This is a genomic window from Spirobacillus cienkowskii, from assembly GCF_037081835.1.
GTDB lineage: Bacteria > Bdellovibrionota_B > Oligoflexia > Silvanigrellales > Silvanigrellaceae > Silvanigrella > Silvanigrella cienkowskii.
Genome location: NZ_CP146516.1, coordinates 1,915,450 through 1,931,721 on the forward strand (window position 1 = coordinate 1,915,450; position 16,272 = coordinate 1,931,721).

Below are 16,272 nucleotides of genomic sequence, written 5' to 3' on the forward strand. Positions count from 1 at the left end.
TTAGTTTTTTAAATTTAAATTTGTTTTAATTCTACTATTTATCAAGTAAAATATTGAAGGAAATTTAGAATGAAAAAACTTAGTGTTATAATTTATTGCATTTTTCTTCAAACAACTTCTTTTTCTCAAGAAGAGGGTTGTAATCAAAAGAAAAAATCAGAGCAAATTGTTTGTTTAAACAAACAATTTTTTAATTTCAAAAAAGATGCTGAACTTAAAATTTCTACTCTTGAAAATAAAATTTCTGAACAACAAAAAAATTTAGAATTATTAAATAATATTAATACAAAAAATGAACTCGAAATAGTAGAAAAACAAGCATCAAAGTCAGTAGAGTATAGTATGCAAAGTTCTGACGAAAAAAATTCACAAAATAAAATTAACGAAATAAATTACATGCCACAAATTATTAACTTTAATCCTAAAGATGAAATTGCAAACATCACAATTAATAACGCGATATTCATTCAAACACAAAGAAAAGTGCAAGTATTTATCAATTTCACGGCCACAACAATTGGTTACGATAGAAATCCTTATATTGAATTTTTAATTACACTTCCTCATCATGACTTGAAATTTAAAAACAAATACAATCTAATTGGTATGGGCAATACAGAAGTGATGGACTGGCTGCATGGCGAAAGCACTTATACAGTTGCAGCAGAACCAGGAACTTCTTTTGCTAAAATTCAAGGAAAGATGCACACCAATCATAAAAAAACAAGTTCAAACGTGGTGTCATTTGTGTATGAGTTAAATTCTTATTAGTTCTTAACAAGATAACAAAGTACATCATAACTTTGCGTACCCGGAAGCATATCATACGGTTCTAAAAAAACGATTTTGTAATTTTGTTTTATAAAATATTTTAAATCTTCAATCATGTTATCAAAAAAAGATGAGACATAAATTATGCAACGAGGATTTAATAAACACACTTCACCCAATACTTTTTGTTCATAGCTCTCACGCCCTGGTGGATTCATGACAACCACATCAACATGTTGCAACTGATACTGCGCAACAACGTGCGAAAGAGTTTGTGCAACTGCGCCTTGATGAAAACTAATATTATTGAAACCGTTCAATTTAGCATTACGTTTGGCATCGTCAATTGCAGAAGCAGAAGGGTCAATTGCAAAAACTTGCTTGGCTTCACGTGCTAAAGTCATTGCTATTCCAGCGCAACCAAAATTTAGGTTTATAACCGTTTCTTTAAAGTTCAACTCCGATAAACCTAAAATACGATTGTACATATTAGCTGATAACAGTGGGTTAACAGGTAAAAAAGTCGCCACAGATAATTTTACAATGAGTTCATTGTAGCTCTCTTCTAACAGCTTTTGTCCCACAAGCAATTTAAATTCACCATCTTCACTAACATCATTTCTTTTGGCGTCAGTAGAAATAACTTGAGCAAATATTCCTTGTACATACATAAACTTTTCTGCAAGTTCGCGCGCAAGTGCGCGAAGCGCCGCATCAGCTGGTTTAGTGAGTTGCAATACAATTTGCACTTGTTTTGAATGACGCGACGCTCTAAAGATAATATTTTTTATCAAACCTGCACGGTTGCGAGGCGTATAAATCGAAATTTGATGTGTTCGAATTGCTGCATGCAACCACGCTACGATGTCATTGATAGAATTTGTCTGAATTGGACAACGGCCAATATCAATCACCTGATTACGAGACTGGTGATAAAATCCTAAATCTATCCATCTTTTGGCATTTGCGGTGTCTGATCCACTCTCTGACGCAACCGAACCATGTTCAGAGACAATTAATTTTACAACATGGCGATAGCCAAAACGCTCTTCAGATGCAACGCAATCTTTTACTGTGACTGAAGAAAATTCACTATCAACCGCATTAAGGCGGAGTTTTAAATCTTGGTTTTTTTGAATAAGTTGATTTTTATAGGTTAAATCAAGATAAGGACACGAGCCACAAGACTCCAACACACGGCAAGGTTGCTCGTGAATGATCTTCTCAGAAACTCCATGACGTGTTGTCATCATTCTGATTTCTGATTGGGTATGTTTTTTTTCTTTCCAAATCAGCTTCTTAGATTGAGTTGACTCTCTTTTTTTAGTGGCATTTTTATGGGATTGGTACCTATCATTTTCAGAAAAAGTAGGCTTAAATGGCAAACGAGAATCAAAATCTTTCATAAAAAATACACCACTATTATAAGTTTTCAAACAGCATAGAGCAACTTAATCTCAATCGCTCATTTTACTTGAAACACCTTCAATTGACTTAGACTTTTCGGCATAGCACAAGGAAGGCGTGTTTAGTAAAATTGCATTCCAAGCTTCGGCTAATAACCTATCTGCCAAAACTTCGCTAGAGGAAATAGTTGGAAGTGGTATATTTTTCTGATTTAAGACCCATTTTGAAAGGTCAATAACCCCATCTTGATAAGTACGTAGCTTATTATCAGACAACTCTCTCATTTGGCGCATGAGTTGATACATCTTTCTTGCTGACATTGCCCTATCATACCAGCGTAAGAACTCGCTTGGATCTAACGCTTTGCCATCATTAAGTCGCGAAGAATCGACCCATTTTTGTAATTCTTGTTCTGTATTTTTTAATTTTTCTTGTAACGCACTTAACTTGGTAACATTTTGTTTTTTTATTTTTTCAGAATCATGAAGCTTAATTTTCATTTCTTCGTTTTCAAATTTAAGCTGCGAAACTTCTAAAACCTTTTTTTCAAATTCAACTAAAGAAACTTGTTTTTTTGTTGTTTCTGCCGTTGACTTTAACAATTGATCGAACTCACGCAACTGCGCAACCAACTTAGAGTTTTCTTCGGTTAATGAATATAATTTATTTCTTGTATTAACTTCTTCATCTTTTAAAGCACGTTCTTTTTGGCGATTTTCATCTTTTAATTTTTTAATTTCTTCTTTGTATTTTGCAATTTCTTTACGCAACAAAATAACTTCTGAAGTATTATGACTTTGCTCTTGTACGTCATGAAGCTTTGCTTGCGAAACTGACTTTTTTTCTACTGTTGCATGTTCAGGTTTATGCTTTTCATTAAGTAAACTCGACTCTAATACAAGTATTTTATTTTGCAGAACAGCATTTTTTGAAATCAATTTATGTTTAGACAAAATTATCCATGCACAAAACAATAAAGCAACACCAGAAAAAGAAAAAGCAACAATCGTAGAAATATCCATATTTGTTTCCAAGAGTTGGTTAGAAACTCAAGCTCTGAAAACTGTTTAAAGAGCTTCTAGTTTCTATGAATCAAAAAATCTTTCAACCTAATATTAATCAATGTACGACTCATCCAAAAATGAGACATCAATTGCTCAACCGTATCGCGCGCAGGATCACATTGACTACAAGCAATTTGTAGCAAATATGACGGCATTAGCAAGAACAAGGCAAGGCGATTGGCAAAAATACTATTTTTTTCGAGAGGTAGCATGTCTCTCATTTTAGGTTGCGCAAGTAACAAAACAGAAAATTCTTTGGCAATTAAAAATCGCAACCCTGCTCCCATCCGCTCCGATTTAGACCATGTGATTAAATATTTTCCATCTTGATTGCGACTTAAAATTATTTCATTTTGACTTTCATCTGCTTTCATTTCAAGGTTTTCAATCACACCAGAGAGCTCAGGAATAAAAATTGGCAATGCTTTAATATTTGCGACATCAATTATTCTATTGGCTTCATCTAATAAAATCTGTCTTTCTTCATTATTACATAGAAATTCTCCATAACCTTGATATTCCATCAGTGCATCAAATAATGCATATTTACCTAATGACAAATCGACCAATGTCCGAGAATCCATATCTAAAGCAACAGCAAGTTGATGCATATTATGAATCGATTTGATATTTTTTCTGCCATATTTCCAGTGTGTACAATCTGCAGGATCAAACCCCAGTAACGCACCCACATCTTGATCTGTCACTTTTTGCGCAGAATCTTTTTTATAATTTAACACCTCTTTGCAAAATTTAAAAAGTTCAGCACTATGTGGGAATCGGTTATTTTCGACATTTATCATATACATCGTCCTTTTCCTAAAAAATTAAAAAATAAAGAATTAAATGAAGTAACCTTCTTGAATTGTAACACAAAAAAAATATATTTCTAAAGAATTCAAAAGTATACCTGGATAGTTCTACCCACTGCAGAATTGACGCTAAACGCTTTTAAATTAAGCAAACTTTGATAGCGTAAAAAAGAAGTACTTAATTCTAGATGACATATTGTTACATTAGAAGTTCCTATCTTTTTTATTCGCAGAGTGGAGACGGCAATGGGCTACAGGATAATGACCAACGTAACCTCGATTACCAATCAAAGACATATGCGGAACACCCGCAAAATGCTTGATCAAAGTCTCGAGCGATTGGCTTCTGGTTATCGCATCAACAAAGCAGCTGATGACGCAGCCGGACTTGCAATTAGCGAAAAACTACGGTCAAAAATAAGAGGATTGCAACAAGCACAACGTAACGCCAACGATGGCATTAGCTTGATTCAAACCGCTGAAGGTGGCATGAACGAAGTACAAAATATGCTAATTCGTATGCGTGAACTTGGCGTCCAAGCTGCATCAGATACAATAGGTCCAAAAGAGCGAATTTATCTCGATTTAGAATACCAAGCACTCAAAGATGAAATTGATCGTATTGCTTATGCGACCGAATTTAACGGAACACAACTCTTAGATGGTACCGGAGGAATACTTGAAATCCAAATTAACACAGGTGGTGACAACATCCTTGGCGTCGACCGTTTAGAGTACAATTCTTTTAAAGCAGATGTCAAAACAAATAGACTTGGTGTCGCAGATCTTTCTTTGGATACTAAAGTTGGAGCACAATTTTCGCTTACTGCAATTGAAAATGCAATCGATTACGTCAGTGGTATTCGAGCAGATCTCGGGGCTTTACAAAACAGACTCGGATCGACTATTAATAATATTGCAACCACTGTTGAAAATTTAAGCGCTGCAAATAGCCGGATTAAGGATGTCGATATTGCTGAGGAAAGCTCTGAACTGACCCGAAATCAAATATTGTTGCAGTCAGGTACAAGCGTCTTGCAGCAAGCAAATGTAACATCTCGAATGGCACTCTCTCTTTTAGAAGGAAGATAAAATAAACTATGTCAGACAATCTTAAAATCACACATGAAAACTATGTATCCATTGTAAAAGATTTAATCTTAATTACAGATACAATTTTAAAAAATGTTGTTACCAAAACAGAACAAGCTGCATTAGAGATTGGAAATAAAATAGAATCTGTAGCAAATCTTTCGAGTGATCAAGCAAAAACCGTAAAAGGTTTAATCACAAGTATGTATCAAGAAGGAACTGCCGAACATTCTGAAGTCGAAAAAATGGCAGAAGAAGCAAACAATATGGCAAACGAAATTTTTGAAAGCGCTGCAGCAGGTGATCTTGCAAAAGCAAAGACACTAGGAGAGAGTCAACGTTACAAAGAAATTGGCAACAAAGCTGGAAATTTATCTAAACAACTTGAAAAATTATCGGAATCAGACAAAGAACTTGCAAATATGATAGCTCCAGTTATTATGGCATTACAGTTTCAGGATAGTGTAAGACAAAGTTTAGAAAATATTTTAAAATGCTTTCAAGAATTTGCAAATCGTTCGCAAGGAATAACGCAAAAAAAACTTGCAGGAAATGAAGAGGTAGAATTTTGGAACACTGTTGAAAATAAATTTACAACAACAGAAGAAAGAAATATTGTCCGCAAAACAATTTATGGCGAAAATGCAAAACTTATTGAAGACAACGCAAAATCTGATCCTTTTATGTTTTAATCTACAAATTTATTATTTTCAAAATCCCATGTTGAGCAAGCAAAATTAGTTGAATTTGTTTTGTAGTCAAAATATTGGATAAAATTATAATCATAAAAATATTTTGGATAAAAAAATGGTCCCCAAAAGTTAATATAGCTTTCACCACTATTAGTAATTTTAAAAAAGTATTCATACCTTTTGAAAAAAGCACCGGCTACACTCACACACACATAATCACCGACATTTAAATAATCTTGATGAGATTGTCCAACTGCTTTTTCTGTTGAACAACCATTTTTTGTACACACTTTAGCTAAAAAAGCTGTACCTGGAACAAAATTTATACTAACTTTTTTTTGATTAAAATCATTTGAAAATGCACAAACACTACTAAGTCCAAATATAACAATAAAAAAATTTAAAATAATTTTCATAAAAATTTCCTTTTATTAATTTATAAATTTATCGCAAAATCTTTGATTTTTTTGATATTTTTGATATTTTCCAAACGCTTCACCTTTAATGTATTGAATAGAAGATTTTGTAACATCAAAAGCTCTGTCTGTAATAGTTCCCCAAAAGTTAATTTCAGAAATATTTGATTGTTTATTATATTTAAATAGATAATCATAATAATAAATTGCATCATAAATACGTACACATACTTCATCGCCTTCTTTAGGATTATGTATGATATATTTATCACCCAAATGAAGAGTTTGAGAGCAGGCGTTTTTTGCGCAAACGATTCCTGAAAATAATGCATTTTTATAAAAATTAACCAAAATTACACTATTATCAACATCATTTGCATTTAAATTTTCTAAAGACTGATCAGAATATACCGGAAAAGAAAATAATCCAGTTACTAAAAAACCTGCTTTAATAATAAACTTATTATTAATATTAAAAAACATTACCGACCTCCTTTTTAAATAACAGATTTATTTATATTTTATCTTAATTAACAAAGCAAATATATAATTTTTTATTTTTAAATTTAAATAAAAATGTTAAAAAATTTCTTTTTTTTTTACTTTAATAAACAAAAATAAATATTTTATAAAAATTGAAAAATAAGAAAAGTAAAAATAGAAATTTATCAAAATAAAAAATTATATCTCCAATATGTATTAAATTTTTAAAATTAATTAAACCTTGAAATTATAAAAAATTTAGTTCATTATTAACTATATAAAAAACTTTAAAACTTGATTTATACAGGGTTGAATACCATGCAAAATATTCAAGACACTATAATTGATAATGTAATTAAAAAACTTTGGCAAAATTATAAAAAAAAGGTTCCTCAAGCTAGCATCATCGAAAACGCTATAAAACAAAAACAAGACATATGGGTTGAAGATCATATTGCATTTAGAACATTACCAGGCAAAAACTGTGGGTTAAATATATTAAAAAATATTTTTGAGTTACTTGGTTATAAAAAATCAAATAGCTATAAGTTTCAAGATAAAAGACTTTCTGCAATATCTATGGATCCTCCTCATCAAGAAAATATGCCTAGCACAAAAGTTTTTCCTAAAGTTTTTATTAGTGTTCTTGAACCTGAAGGATTTTCTTCTAGTTTTGTAAAATGTATCAATAATTATACAGCAGATGTTACCCTATCACCACTTGATAAATTCAAATCTGAATTTAATTTGTTAAAAAAATATCCTCAAAGAGTTGATGATTTTTCAGAATCACTTGCACTTTTTCTAAATAGCGGTGCTATTTGGCGTAAGCCAATTTATAAAGACTATGAAACACTTCGCAAAGAAAGTGAGTATGCAGCTTGGACTCTTGTTTTTGGCAATACTCCCAATCATTTTACGGTCAGCGTTCATTTGATGAACAATTTTAAAAGCCTAAAAGAATTTAATAATTTTATTGAATCAGAACTTAAAATTAAATTAAACAACGCAGGAGGGTCCATTATTAAAGGCACTCCTGAAGTAAAGCTCGAACAAAGCGCTACGCTCGCAGAAGAAATTCTTGTTCCATTTCAAGATGGCTTTCAAAAAATTCCTTACGCCTTTGTAGAATTTGCCTATCGCTTTACTTTAGAAGGAAAAAAACACGACGGAATTTGGGATAACTATTACCAAGGTTTTGTAACAAGCAATGCAGATAAAATATTTGAATCCACTAATTTTAGAAAGTAAGTTTAAGAAAAAATTTCAACTGACTCCACTTTTGGTAATGGTATAGAAGTAAAAAATCTGGCAATACTTTCAAACTGTTCTGGAGAATCCGTACACATAACAGAGCATTCTTCTGTAAACAATATATTTTCAAAATTATTATTTTTTATAAACTGCGTAACAAAATTAACTATTGGCAAAGAAGATTCTACTAAATAAACTGGATCGTCTGTCGCTTTACGACCTAGCTTCATAACCCAATCGCCATGAATAGTTTTATACACAACAGTTTTACCAAGTTTTTTTTCAAGATAATCAGCAATGGAAAAAGCGAGTCTTGGATAATGAGTACAAGCAAGCATAACAACCTTTGTATCTTCTGGAATTTCGCAAAGATACATTTCGCATGTTGAATCAACAATAGAGCCTGTCGTAATTCCTTCTTCTACTAAAGGAACAAACAACGGACACGCTTTCGACCAAACCTTTGCAATACCAAGTAACTTAAGTTCTTCTGCAAATCGCGCACTTCGTATGGTAAAATGAGTGCCAAGAACGGCCACGGTTCTTAATTTATCGGTTAATATTTCACTTACAAACTTGCAAAACCCTTCTACAATACCAATCACTGGCATAGAAAATTGTTTTTGTAACTGCTTTGCCGCAACACTTGAAGCAGTACCGCAAGCAATAACCAAAAGAATCGCATTTCTTTTTTCTAAAAAATTAGCCGCCTCTATCGCGTATCGGGTAATGGTTTCTTGGCTTTTATTTCCATACGGACAACGGGCATTATCACCTAAATACTGAGTATTGAGTTGCGGAAAGCGTTTTAATACACTCTCCCAAACAGTGAGGCCACCTTGGCTAGAGTCAAAAAAAGCAATATTGGGCTTAATTTTATTTTTACAAATCATTCAAGCATATTTCCAAAGATTTTTTCAACTCTGTTTCCAGCAAGAACTCCAAACAACAGGTTTTCTCTTTGTTTTGAGAACGCTTTTAATTCTTCTGGAGATATCAACCCACTATTTAGTTTTTGTAAAATTACATCATTGAGTAAATTCACCAAGCCCGACTGCCAGCCAGCCTCGCGCGCTGCATACACATTAGCTGGCGTATCATCGATAAAATATACATCTTGAGCTTCTAAATTGGTTGCAAATTTTTGATTCACAAATTTTTTTGCCTCCAAAAAAGCATGCTTGTAAATTTGTGGGTCTGGTTTTTCATAACCAACATCCTGGCTAAAAATAGTGACATCAAAAATATCTCTTACCGGTAATCGCTTTTCAATCATAATCTCATGCCACGTTGTTGCATTGCTTAAGACACCAATCCCAAAGTTTTTTTGACGCAACAATTTTGCGAATTCAACAACTCTATGACGCACACCACCCACGACATAACTATCTGCCTGTTTGATTTCATGCACAGAGAGACTTTTATCTTTTACATCAAAAGTTCGTTGCAACGCATGATTGAGACAATTTGCGTACTCAAATGCACCCATTTGCCCCGAACACCATTTACTCCATGTCCCTTCATTTTTTAACAAAGCAACAATGTTATTAAAATCTTTAGAAATATTAACAGGCAATAATTTAGAATACTCAAGAAAAAAAGCATCCCAATCTAAGTCAATCAAGACGCCACCAATATCAAAAAATACAAAACCAGCAAAATTCTTATTTTTTTGACAAACCTTTGCGCGTTCATTTGTCCAAACACAATCGAGTAACTTGATATCATTTAAAGAAATCTCGGGCCAAAGCATGAATCTCTCCTTAAGAGGGGTTAAATATGCCCCGATAAGCTTTGGTGGATATTTAAAACTTATACGGAAAACACATTATGCCAGTTTCAAAAAAACGCAACGTTTCTTCTATGAAATCAACAGAAAAAAAAATTACAGTCCTGATTTTAGAAGATCATTCAATCAATTTAAAACTTGAAAACATTGCGTTACTTAAAGCAGGTTTCAACGTAAAAACTGCTGATAACCTTGAGCGAATGAAAACGATATTAACCCATGAAAAAATAGATGTCGTTATAATGGATTACTTTTTTCAAAAACTCAAAGGAATACAAGAAATTAAACACCTCAAGCAAAACAACCATAATCCAAACCTTCGAATTATCGTTTGGTCAATTGAACATCAAAATGAAATCATGGATCAGGCTTATTTTTTAGGTTGTGATTTATACCTGGTAAAACCGCTTCCGCGCCCAAAATTAATTCAAGAAATTAAAAAAGTGGCAAAAGTTAACTACCGCAAAGCAGAAAGAAGCCCCTGCAAAATTGGATTTATTCTAAAAAATGAAGACAAGATCTACAAAACTATTGCAATCGATATCTCTGCAACTGGATGCCATTTGTTAGACTTAAACAAAGAAATCAATGTTTCTTTAGAACAAGTGATAATCTGTGAATTTATTTTACCAAATACCGCAAGTTTAATAACATGCAAAGGGAAAGTCGTTCGCATAACAGAAGAAGGATTTGGGATCAAGTTTTTAACCCTAAATGAGCCTGACCAACAAAAAATTACACATTTTGTAAATTCAAATAGCCTATCTATAAAATCTGAGCATTATTATTTATAAAGCACTATCCGACCTTTTTAGTGACCACATTACCACCAACTGAGGGTTGTTTAAATTCGTTAGACAGATTTACAGAAACACCACTCGCTTTTTTTTCTACTTGAGGTGTTTTTGGTAATTCTTGTTTAGAATTTACATACATTGAATACAAATCTGGTTGTAATTTTGGACTCGGCACTCCATCAGGCCGGGGATTATTAACGACATCTTCCCATGCTTCGTATAAAGTCATTAAAAGTCTTTCAGAAATTTCGAGATCCTCAACTCTATTGTGGAGATTACCCTCAATTAACTTATCCATAATAAAAATATACAAGTTTTCAAGATCTGCGGAAAGCTGCCCCCCCACTTCATGATCTAGGGTATTAATCAGTTCAGATAAAATTGCTAATGCTTTGCTAATATTCTTGCCTTTTTCGGCCGTCTTATTTTCTTGCATTTTTGCTTTAGCAACTCTAATAAATTTAATGCATCCTTCATAAAGCATAAGCAAAATTTTACTAGGATTTGCAGTGGTAACGTTTGTTGACTGATAGGCTTTTAACGCTTTGGTATTCATGCAACTCCATCCTTGAAAATCAGTTCTCAAAATCGCATTTTGCACTACATTTGTTCAGGAGCCGGAGCACCTAATCTCTGTTGCAAAACTTGCCCTTGAGCATTCATTCCATTGATAAGTTGTTCAACCACGGTAAATTGTCTTCTGATCGCCTCTTCGCGTTGTTTGGCATGCCTTGTTTTAAAAGCGATGTCTTTATCAAAATTGTCGAGAATTCTTTTATATTCACGCTCTTTTGATGAAATCACACCGCTTTGCTGATTTTGAATTGCACGCACAGAATCAGACATCCGAATGCCGAGACCAGTTGACTCATCCGATTGGATAAACAACTTCGCAACTCCAGGATAATCTTCGGTTAAAGCCTGTTTCACTTTAGTCTCATCGTATTTCAAACCGCCAGTTTTTGGATCGGTAGAAATTCCTGCATCTGCTAAAGTTTGGTACTTTTTTCCTGGTACACTAAATTGAATAGAAGATTGCAATGCTCTCCGTAACGTCCTTAAACTGTTATCTTTAGAAAGCACTCCAGCTTTGTTTGTTGTAGGATCTAACTGAAATTGTTTATCAATAAATTCGTTTACTTTATTATATGTTTCAACAAATTTTTTTATGACGTCCATTGTTTTTTCAACATCATAATCTATTTTTACATTTATCTTTGTTCCAGGTTCTTCTCTTTTAACATCAAGTATTAATCCAGGAAATAAATCTGTTACTTTATTTGTTTCATTATAAACTTTTACATCTTCAAAAAGCATTTCTAAATTTCTTCCAGTCACTTGCTCTTTAAATTCAAGGTAAGTGGTATCTGGATCAATTGTAATTTTTGCTTCTTTACCAGATTGCTCTGAAATGACTATCAATCGATAATTGTCTTCTTCAGAGTCTTCAATTCCTTCTTTAGTATTAATGACAATCGCCTTAACACCTTTCGCCATAGAATTAATTTGAATTGCAACATCTTGCAACGTGGAATTATCGGGATCAATATCGACATCAAACGAATCACCATTTTCAGTTTCAATTGACATATACCCAAATCCAACTGGAGTTTGATCTTTGTCAGGAAAGCTTTGCGTTAAAAGTTTATTTGCCTTTGCAAGATGGCGAACTTCTAATTCAAAATTGCCAATGGGTGCATTGTTATCAACAGTGCCTTCAATAATATCGGGGTGCGAGCTTACAACTTTTAGCTTGTAAAAATCGGCTCGAGTTCGCATCCCATTTAGGGTTGTGCCAAGGGTACTCACAAGACCTTTCAATTCATTAAATTGTCTTTGCTCATCAGCAAGTACTTTTTTTCTGCTTTCAAGTTGTTTGATTGGTTCTTTTTGAATTTCAACCAACTGATCGACCATTTTGGGATCAATACCAGAACCTGTATTGACTCGAATAGGAGCCATAAATCCTACATCCTCTCTTTTCTTTTACTATATCAAAAATTTTATAAACCTATACTCAATATTTGCAGTGCAAAAAGATAACACTCCATTAATAAAGCTAAAAGTCAAATCATTAGAAAAATATTTGTATTTTTAAATGAAAATAATATTATTTAATAAGAAGGTTTTTTATAAAAAAACCTTCTAAGATTTAACTATTGAGAAAGCGATCAGTACAAATATGTTAAGCGACCCGAATTTTGATAATCTAGACTCCATTCTCCACGTAAATCGCTCTAACGCTTACGGTGGGCTAGAAATCTATACTTTACTCCTTATAAAAAAGATTTTAGAAAAAAAGGGCAAAACTGCGCTATATTGCATGCCTGGTTCTAAGCTCGAAGCTGAAGCCAAAAAACTCGGCATACCCATTTATCATGCAATTAAAAAGGCAAAAATTAGTCCATTGGATATTATCCGTATTAGAAAAATAATTAATAAAAATAATTTTAAAATTATCCATACACACACCAGTCATGATGTATGGCTATGTTCATTAACTTTATATTTTTGTAAAAACACCACACAAATATTTAGTTTATATATGAATTCTATTAATAAAAATAATATTTTTCATCGCTTTATTTATAAAAATGTCAAATCTATTGTTACATCTTCAAATATATTAAATCAACAAGTTAAATTGCATTATCCAGTATTTCCAAATCAAGTTCAGTTGCTCCGGTATGGACGGGATTTAGAAAAATATCAAAAAAATAATGCTATCAGAAAGAAAATTCGCGAATTCTATAATGTGCATGATGATGAAATTGTTGTTGCAACCATTTGTCGAATCGATCCACAAAAAGGAGTAAAAGAATTTGCAGAATCTTTTCTCCATTTTGATGCCGAAACAAAGAAAAAAATTAAACTTTGGATTGTAGGAGAGCCCACCCTAAAACATCTTACTAAAGATCAGCGACCAATTTATGAGCCACAATCTTTGCAGCTTTTTGAATGGCTCAATAACTTTACACTTTCTCCTGAAATAAATGAAAGAATTCAACTTATTCCTTTTCAAAACGATATTATTTCATTTTTAAATGCTGTAGACGTTTTTGTACTTGGCACGTATAAAGAAACATATTCGTTATCTGTTTTGGATGCAATGGCCATGGGACTGCCAGTGATTGGCACTAACTCTGGTGGCACTCCCGAACAAATATTACACAATGAAAGAGGTTTATTAGTTCAACCAAAATCTTCGCTAGAAATTTCCAAAGCAATTTCTTTTTATTTAAATAATCCAGAGCATATTGCACGACATGGTGAAAATGCTAAAAAATGGATTCAAAAAGAACATTCTTGGCAACAAAAGCTTGAGAATTTATATTGCCTCTACTCACAATTTAACGGAAAATAATGTATGAATATACCTCTTTGCAAAGCACATATCCCCTCTCAAGCATTTGAAAATATTTATAAAGTATTAAGCTCTGGAAAACTATCGGGAGATGGTTCTTTTTGTCATATTGCCGAAGAAAAACTAAAAAAAATTTTTAATATTAAAAATGCGTTACTCACTTCATCATGCACTCATGCTCTTGAAACGGCAATGTTACTGTTAGAAGCAGATTACCAAGATGAAGTTATTTTGCCTTCCTATACTTTTGCATCAACTGCCAATTCAGTGATCGTTGCGGGGTTAAAACCCGTATTTTGCGATATCAATCCAACCACAATGAATATGGATCCAAGTGACGTTGTTAAAAAAATCACGCCACGCACAAAGGCAATAATTCCTGTCCATTATGCTGGAGTTGCCTGCGATATGGAAAGCCTTTTAAAAATAGGCAATACATATAAACTCAAAATTGTCGAAGATGCAGCACACAGCATTGGTGCCACATGGCAAAATGTGGCATTAGGGACAATAGGCGACATGGGAACTTTAAGTTTTCATGACACAAAAAACATTGTCTGCGGCGAAGGCGGCGCACTGCTTACAAACAACGAGGAGCTTGCAGAAAAAGCGCTAATTATTAGAGAAAAAGGAACAAACCGAACTCAATTTTTACGTGGACAAATTGATAAATATACATGGGTATTAAGAGGTTCTAGTTATGTTTTAGCTGAACCATTAGCAGCTATTTTAGCTGCAGAACTCGATCTTTTAGATGAACTTAACTTTAAAAGACAACATATTTATAATTATTATATTTCAAACTTAAACACATTAGAAAAACAGGAAAAATTCACTCTTCCTCATATTCCAAAAAACTGTACTTCAAATTATCATCTTTTTCATATTATTTTAAATAACGAACAGAATCGCAACGCGTTAATGGAGCACTTAAGAAGTAAAGGGATTGGTGCAACGTTTCATTATATCCCACTTCATACCGCACCTCTGGGCCAAACTTTTGGCTACAAAGTGGGAGATCTCCCAATTACAGAAGATTTCTCAAAAAGATTGCTAAGACTGCCCCTCTACCCTGATCTTGATGAACAATCTTTGCAATATATTGTAGAAGAAATTCACAATTGGTGTGACAAAAACCTTTAAGGAATTAAAGTCACAACTGTTGCAGCAAATGCAAAATTTCCTATTGAAGATAATGTTGTTACAGTTTGAAGAAGTATTTGAATATTTGAATTTAATAAGTTCGACGAAGATTCAATATCATCAAAAATTTGTGATAGATCCTGAATCTCACTGAGATAATTTCCATTTTGTAACATATTTTCACTTTCAGAATTTATATCAAATGCTCTCAGTTCTTCTTGCAATTCTGCAGTTGAATTTGTCGTGCCTGTTGATTCGGTGTCAAAACTACTATCCCAAAAACTCAATTCGCCTTCTTCTTGGTAATAGGGGGGTAATGAAGAGGAATAAGGGCGAGAAAAATGTTCAAAACTTTCATTAACATCTAATTCAGCAGCATCATCCACGATTGCATCACGAAGCGATAAATCCTGAATATTTTGAAAAACATTGCTAAATTGCTCTTCAGTTAATCCTTGCCGAAGAAATGCTGTTTGACGAACAATATGATTAAACTCTTCTGGTGGGTTCCATTCATTATTAGACCACTTATTCCATACCAACCGGTAAGACGGCAATCTATTTTCATTTAAAATTTGAAGCCGTACATCATGATCATCCACCATTTCAAAAAATCTGTTTAAAAAAGGTTCAAAATCATTGACAATAAAGTTCTCATTGAAAGGAATATCAATCATTGAAGCTAATGAAAAAGACAAATTTTCTTGAATTTTAATATTATCAAAAACTTTATGTCCTGTTTTTTGATTTATAATAGATTTATCATTTTGAATAAACCAATTTTGCCGCCATAGTTTAGAATTACATAAAGTTAAACTCACTCCAAAAATCGCAGATTCTTCAAGACAATATCCCTTTCGAAAAGCAGAAAATATTTTAAGTTTATTTAAATTTTTAGCACTATTAATTACATACCATTTTTGTGACTCATTATTAACACATTTTTCCCAAGATACATCATGTCCATAAAGTAATTTACTAGAATTATTTACATTTTTTTGAACCTTATTATAGATGTTAAGGCATTTATTCGAAACAGGATCAACAATTTGCACAAACTTTCTCTCAACACCATTAAAGTTAATATTATCAATTTTTTTAATTATTTTAAAAAAATAATTATTTATTTCTTTAATATTTTTTATTAATAAATTATATTTTTTTTCTGTCTTAATAAGGTTTATATAT

At 32.6% G+C, this 16,272-nt stretch carries 17 protein-coding genes; 7 read left to right on the forward strand and 10 right to left on the reverse strand.

Annotated features, from left to right (window positions below):
• The first annotated feature begins 69 nt into the window (after positions 1-69).
• On the forward strand, positions 70-771 hold the full coding sequence (locus Spiro2_RS08495; protein WP_338635304.1) for a hypothetical protein: 702 nt from the start codon (positions 70-72) through the stop codon (positions 769-771).
• On the opposite strand, the gene rlmD is transcribed toward Spiro2_RS08495, so the two are convergent.
• Genes rlmD through Spiro2_RS08510 form a run of 3 tightly spaced genes read right to left on the reverse strand, consistent with a single transcriptional unit; the run spans position 768 to position 4,045 of the window.
• A complete protein-coding gene (gene rlmD / locus Spiro2_RS08500) occupies positions 768-2,177 on the reverse strand; it encodes a 23S rRNA (uracil(1939)-C(5))-methyltransferase RlmD (protein ID WP_338635306.1) in 1,410 nt (469 codons plus the stop codon). The two genes, Spiro2_RS08495 and rlmD, sit on opposite strands and share 4 nt — an antisense overlap.
• A 51-nt stretch (positions 2,178-2,228) precedes the next feature.
• Positions 2,229-3,200 (reverse strand): hypothetical protein, encoded by a 972-nt coding sequence (locus tag Spiro2_RS08505; RefSeq protein ID WP_338635308.1) that lies wholly within the window; start codon positions 3,198-3,200, stop codon positions 2,229-2,231.
• A gap of 56 nt (positions 3,201-3,256) precedes the next feature.
• The gene (locus Spiro2_RS08510; RefSeq protein ID WP_338635310.1) at positions 3,257-4,045 is read right to left on the reverse strand and encodes a hypothetical protein; all 789 of its coding nucleotides are present in this window, start codon (positions 4,043-4,045) and stop codon (positions 3,257-3,259) included.
• A gap of 255 nt (positions 4,046-4,300) precedes the next feature.
• Between Spiro2_RS08510 and Spiro2_RS08515 the strand changes: the two genes are divergently transcribed.
• Both Spiro2_RS08515 and Spiro2_RS08520 read left to right on the forward strand, forming a co-directional pair.
• Positions 4,301-5,146 (forward strand): flagellin, encoded by an 846-nt coding sequence (locus Spiro2_RS08515; protein ID WP_338635312.1) that lies wholly within the window; start codon positions 4,301-4,303, stop codon positions 5,144-5,146.
• Positions 5,147-5,154: 8 nt separating this feature from the next.
• Positions 5,155-5,838 carry a hypothetical protein gene (locus Spiro2_RS08520; RefSeq protein ID WP_338635314.1) on the forward strand — a complete coding sequence of 228 codons (684 nt, stop codon included), beginning with the start codon at positions 5,155-5,157 and terminating at the stop codon, positions 5,836-5,838.
• Here Spiro2_RS08520 and Spiro2_RS08525 read toward each other — a convergent pair.
• On the reverse strand, positions 5,835-6,254 hold the full coding sequence (locus tag Spiro2_RS08525) for a hypothetical protein (RefSeq protein ID WP_338635315.1): 420 nt from the start codon (positions 6,252-6,254) through the stop codon (positions 5,835-5,837). The two genes, Spiro2_RS08520 and Spiro2_RS08525, sit on opposite strands and share 4 nt — an antisense overlap.
• Positions 6,255-6,269: 15 nt before the next feature.
• Positions 6,270-6,737 (reverse strand): hypothetical protein, encoded by a 468-nt coding sequence (locus Spiro2_RS08530; protein ID WP_338635316.1) that lies wholly within the window; start codon positions 6,735-6,737, stop codon positions 6,270-6,272.
• A 318-nt stretch (positions 6,738-7,055) separates the two neighbouring features.
• Between Spiro2_RS08530 and Spiro2_RS08535 the strand changes: the two genes are divergently transcribed.
• Positions 7,056-7,988 (forward strand): DUF1338 domain-containing protein, encoded by a 933-nt coding sequence (locus Spiro2_RS08535; RefSeq protein ID WP_338635318.1) that lies wholly within the window; start codon positions 7,056-7,058, stop codon positions 7,986-7,988.
• Between the two features lie 2 nt (positions 7,989-7,990).
• Here Spiro2_RS08535 and murI read toward each other — a convergent pair whose 3' ends face one another.
• Positions 7,991-8,884, reverse strand: coding sequence for a glutamate racemase (gene murI / locus Spiro2_RS08540; RefSeq protein ID WP_338635320.1), 894 nt, complete (start codon positions 8,882-8,884; stop codon positions 7,991-7,993).
• Positions 8,881-9,744 (reverse strand): HAD-IA family hydrolase, encoded by an 864-nt coding sequence (locus Spiro2_RS08545; protein ID WP_338635321.1) that lies wholly within the window; start codon positions 9,742-9,744, stop codon positions 8,881-8,883. Before Spiro2_RS08545 ends, murI begins: the two co-directional genes overlap by 4 nt.
• A gap of 77 nt (positions 9,745-9,821) precedes the next feature.
• Between Spiro2_RS08545 and Spiro2_RS08550 the strand changes: the two genes are divergently transcribed.
• Entirely contained in the window at positions 9,822-10,574 is a 753-nt protein-coding gene (locus tag Spiro2_RS08550) for a response regulator (protein ID WP_338635322.1), read from the forward strand.
• A 4-nt stretch (positions 10,575-10,578) separates the two neighbouring features.
• On the opposite strand, the gene fliS is transcribed toward Spiro2_RS08550, so the two are convergent.
• A complete protein-coding gene (fliS, locus tag Spiro2_RS08555; protein WP_338635323.1) occupies positions 10,579-11,133 on the reverse strand; it encodes a flagellar export chaperone FliS in 555 nt (184 codons plus the stop codon).
• Between the two features lie 44 nt (positions 11,134-11,177).
• Complete coding sequence (gene fliD / locus Spiro2_RS08560; protein ID WP_338635324.1) at positions 11,178-12,539, reverse strand: flagellar filament capping protein FliD; 1,362 nt, start codon at positions 12,537-12,539, stop codon at positions 11,178-11,180.
• A gap of 220 nt (positions 12,540-12,759) precedes the next feature.
• Here fliD and Spiro2_RS08565 point away from each other — a divergent pair, with 220 nt between their 5' ends.
• Together Spiro2_RS08565 and rffA are read left to right on the forward strand one after the other, a co-directional pair.
• Positions 12,760-13,941, forward strand: coding sequence for a glycosyltransferase family 4 protein (locus Spiro2_RS08565; RefSeq protein WP_338635325.1), 1,182 nt, complete (start codon positions 12,760-12,762; stop codon positions 13,939-13,941).
• 3 nt (positions 13,942-13,944) lie between these two features.
• A complete protein-coding gene (rffA, locus tag Spiro2_RS08570; RefSeq protein ID WP_338635326.1) occupies positions 13,945-15,084 on the forward strand; it encodes a dTDP-4-amino-4,6-dideoxygalactose transaminase in 1,140 nt (379 codons plus the stop codon).
• On the opposite strand, the gene Spiro2_RS08575 is transcribed toward rffA, so the two are convergent.
• Positions 15,081-16,139 (reverse strand): hypothetical protein, encoded by a 1,059-nt coding sequence (locus Spiro2_RS08575; protein WP_338635327.1) that lies wholly within the window; start codon positions 16,137-16,139, stop codon positions 15,081-15,083. The two genes, rffA and Spiro2_RS08575, sit on opposite strands and share 4 nt — an antisense overlap.
• Positions 16,140-16,272 lie beyond the last annotated feature (133 nt).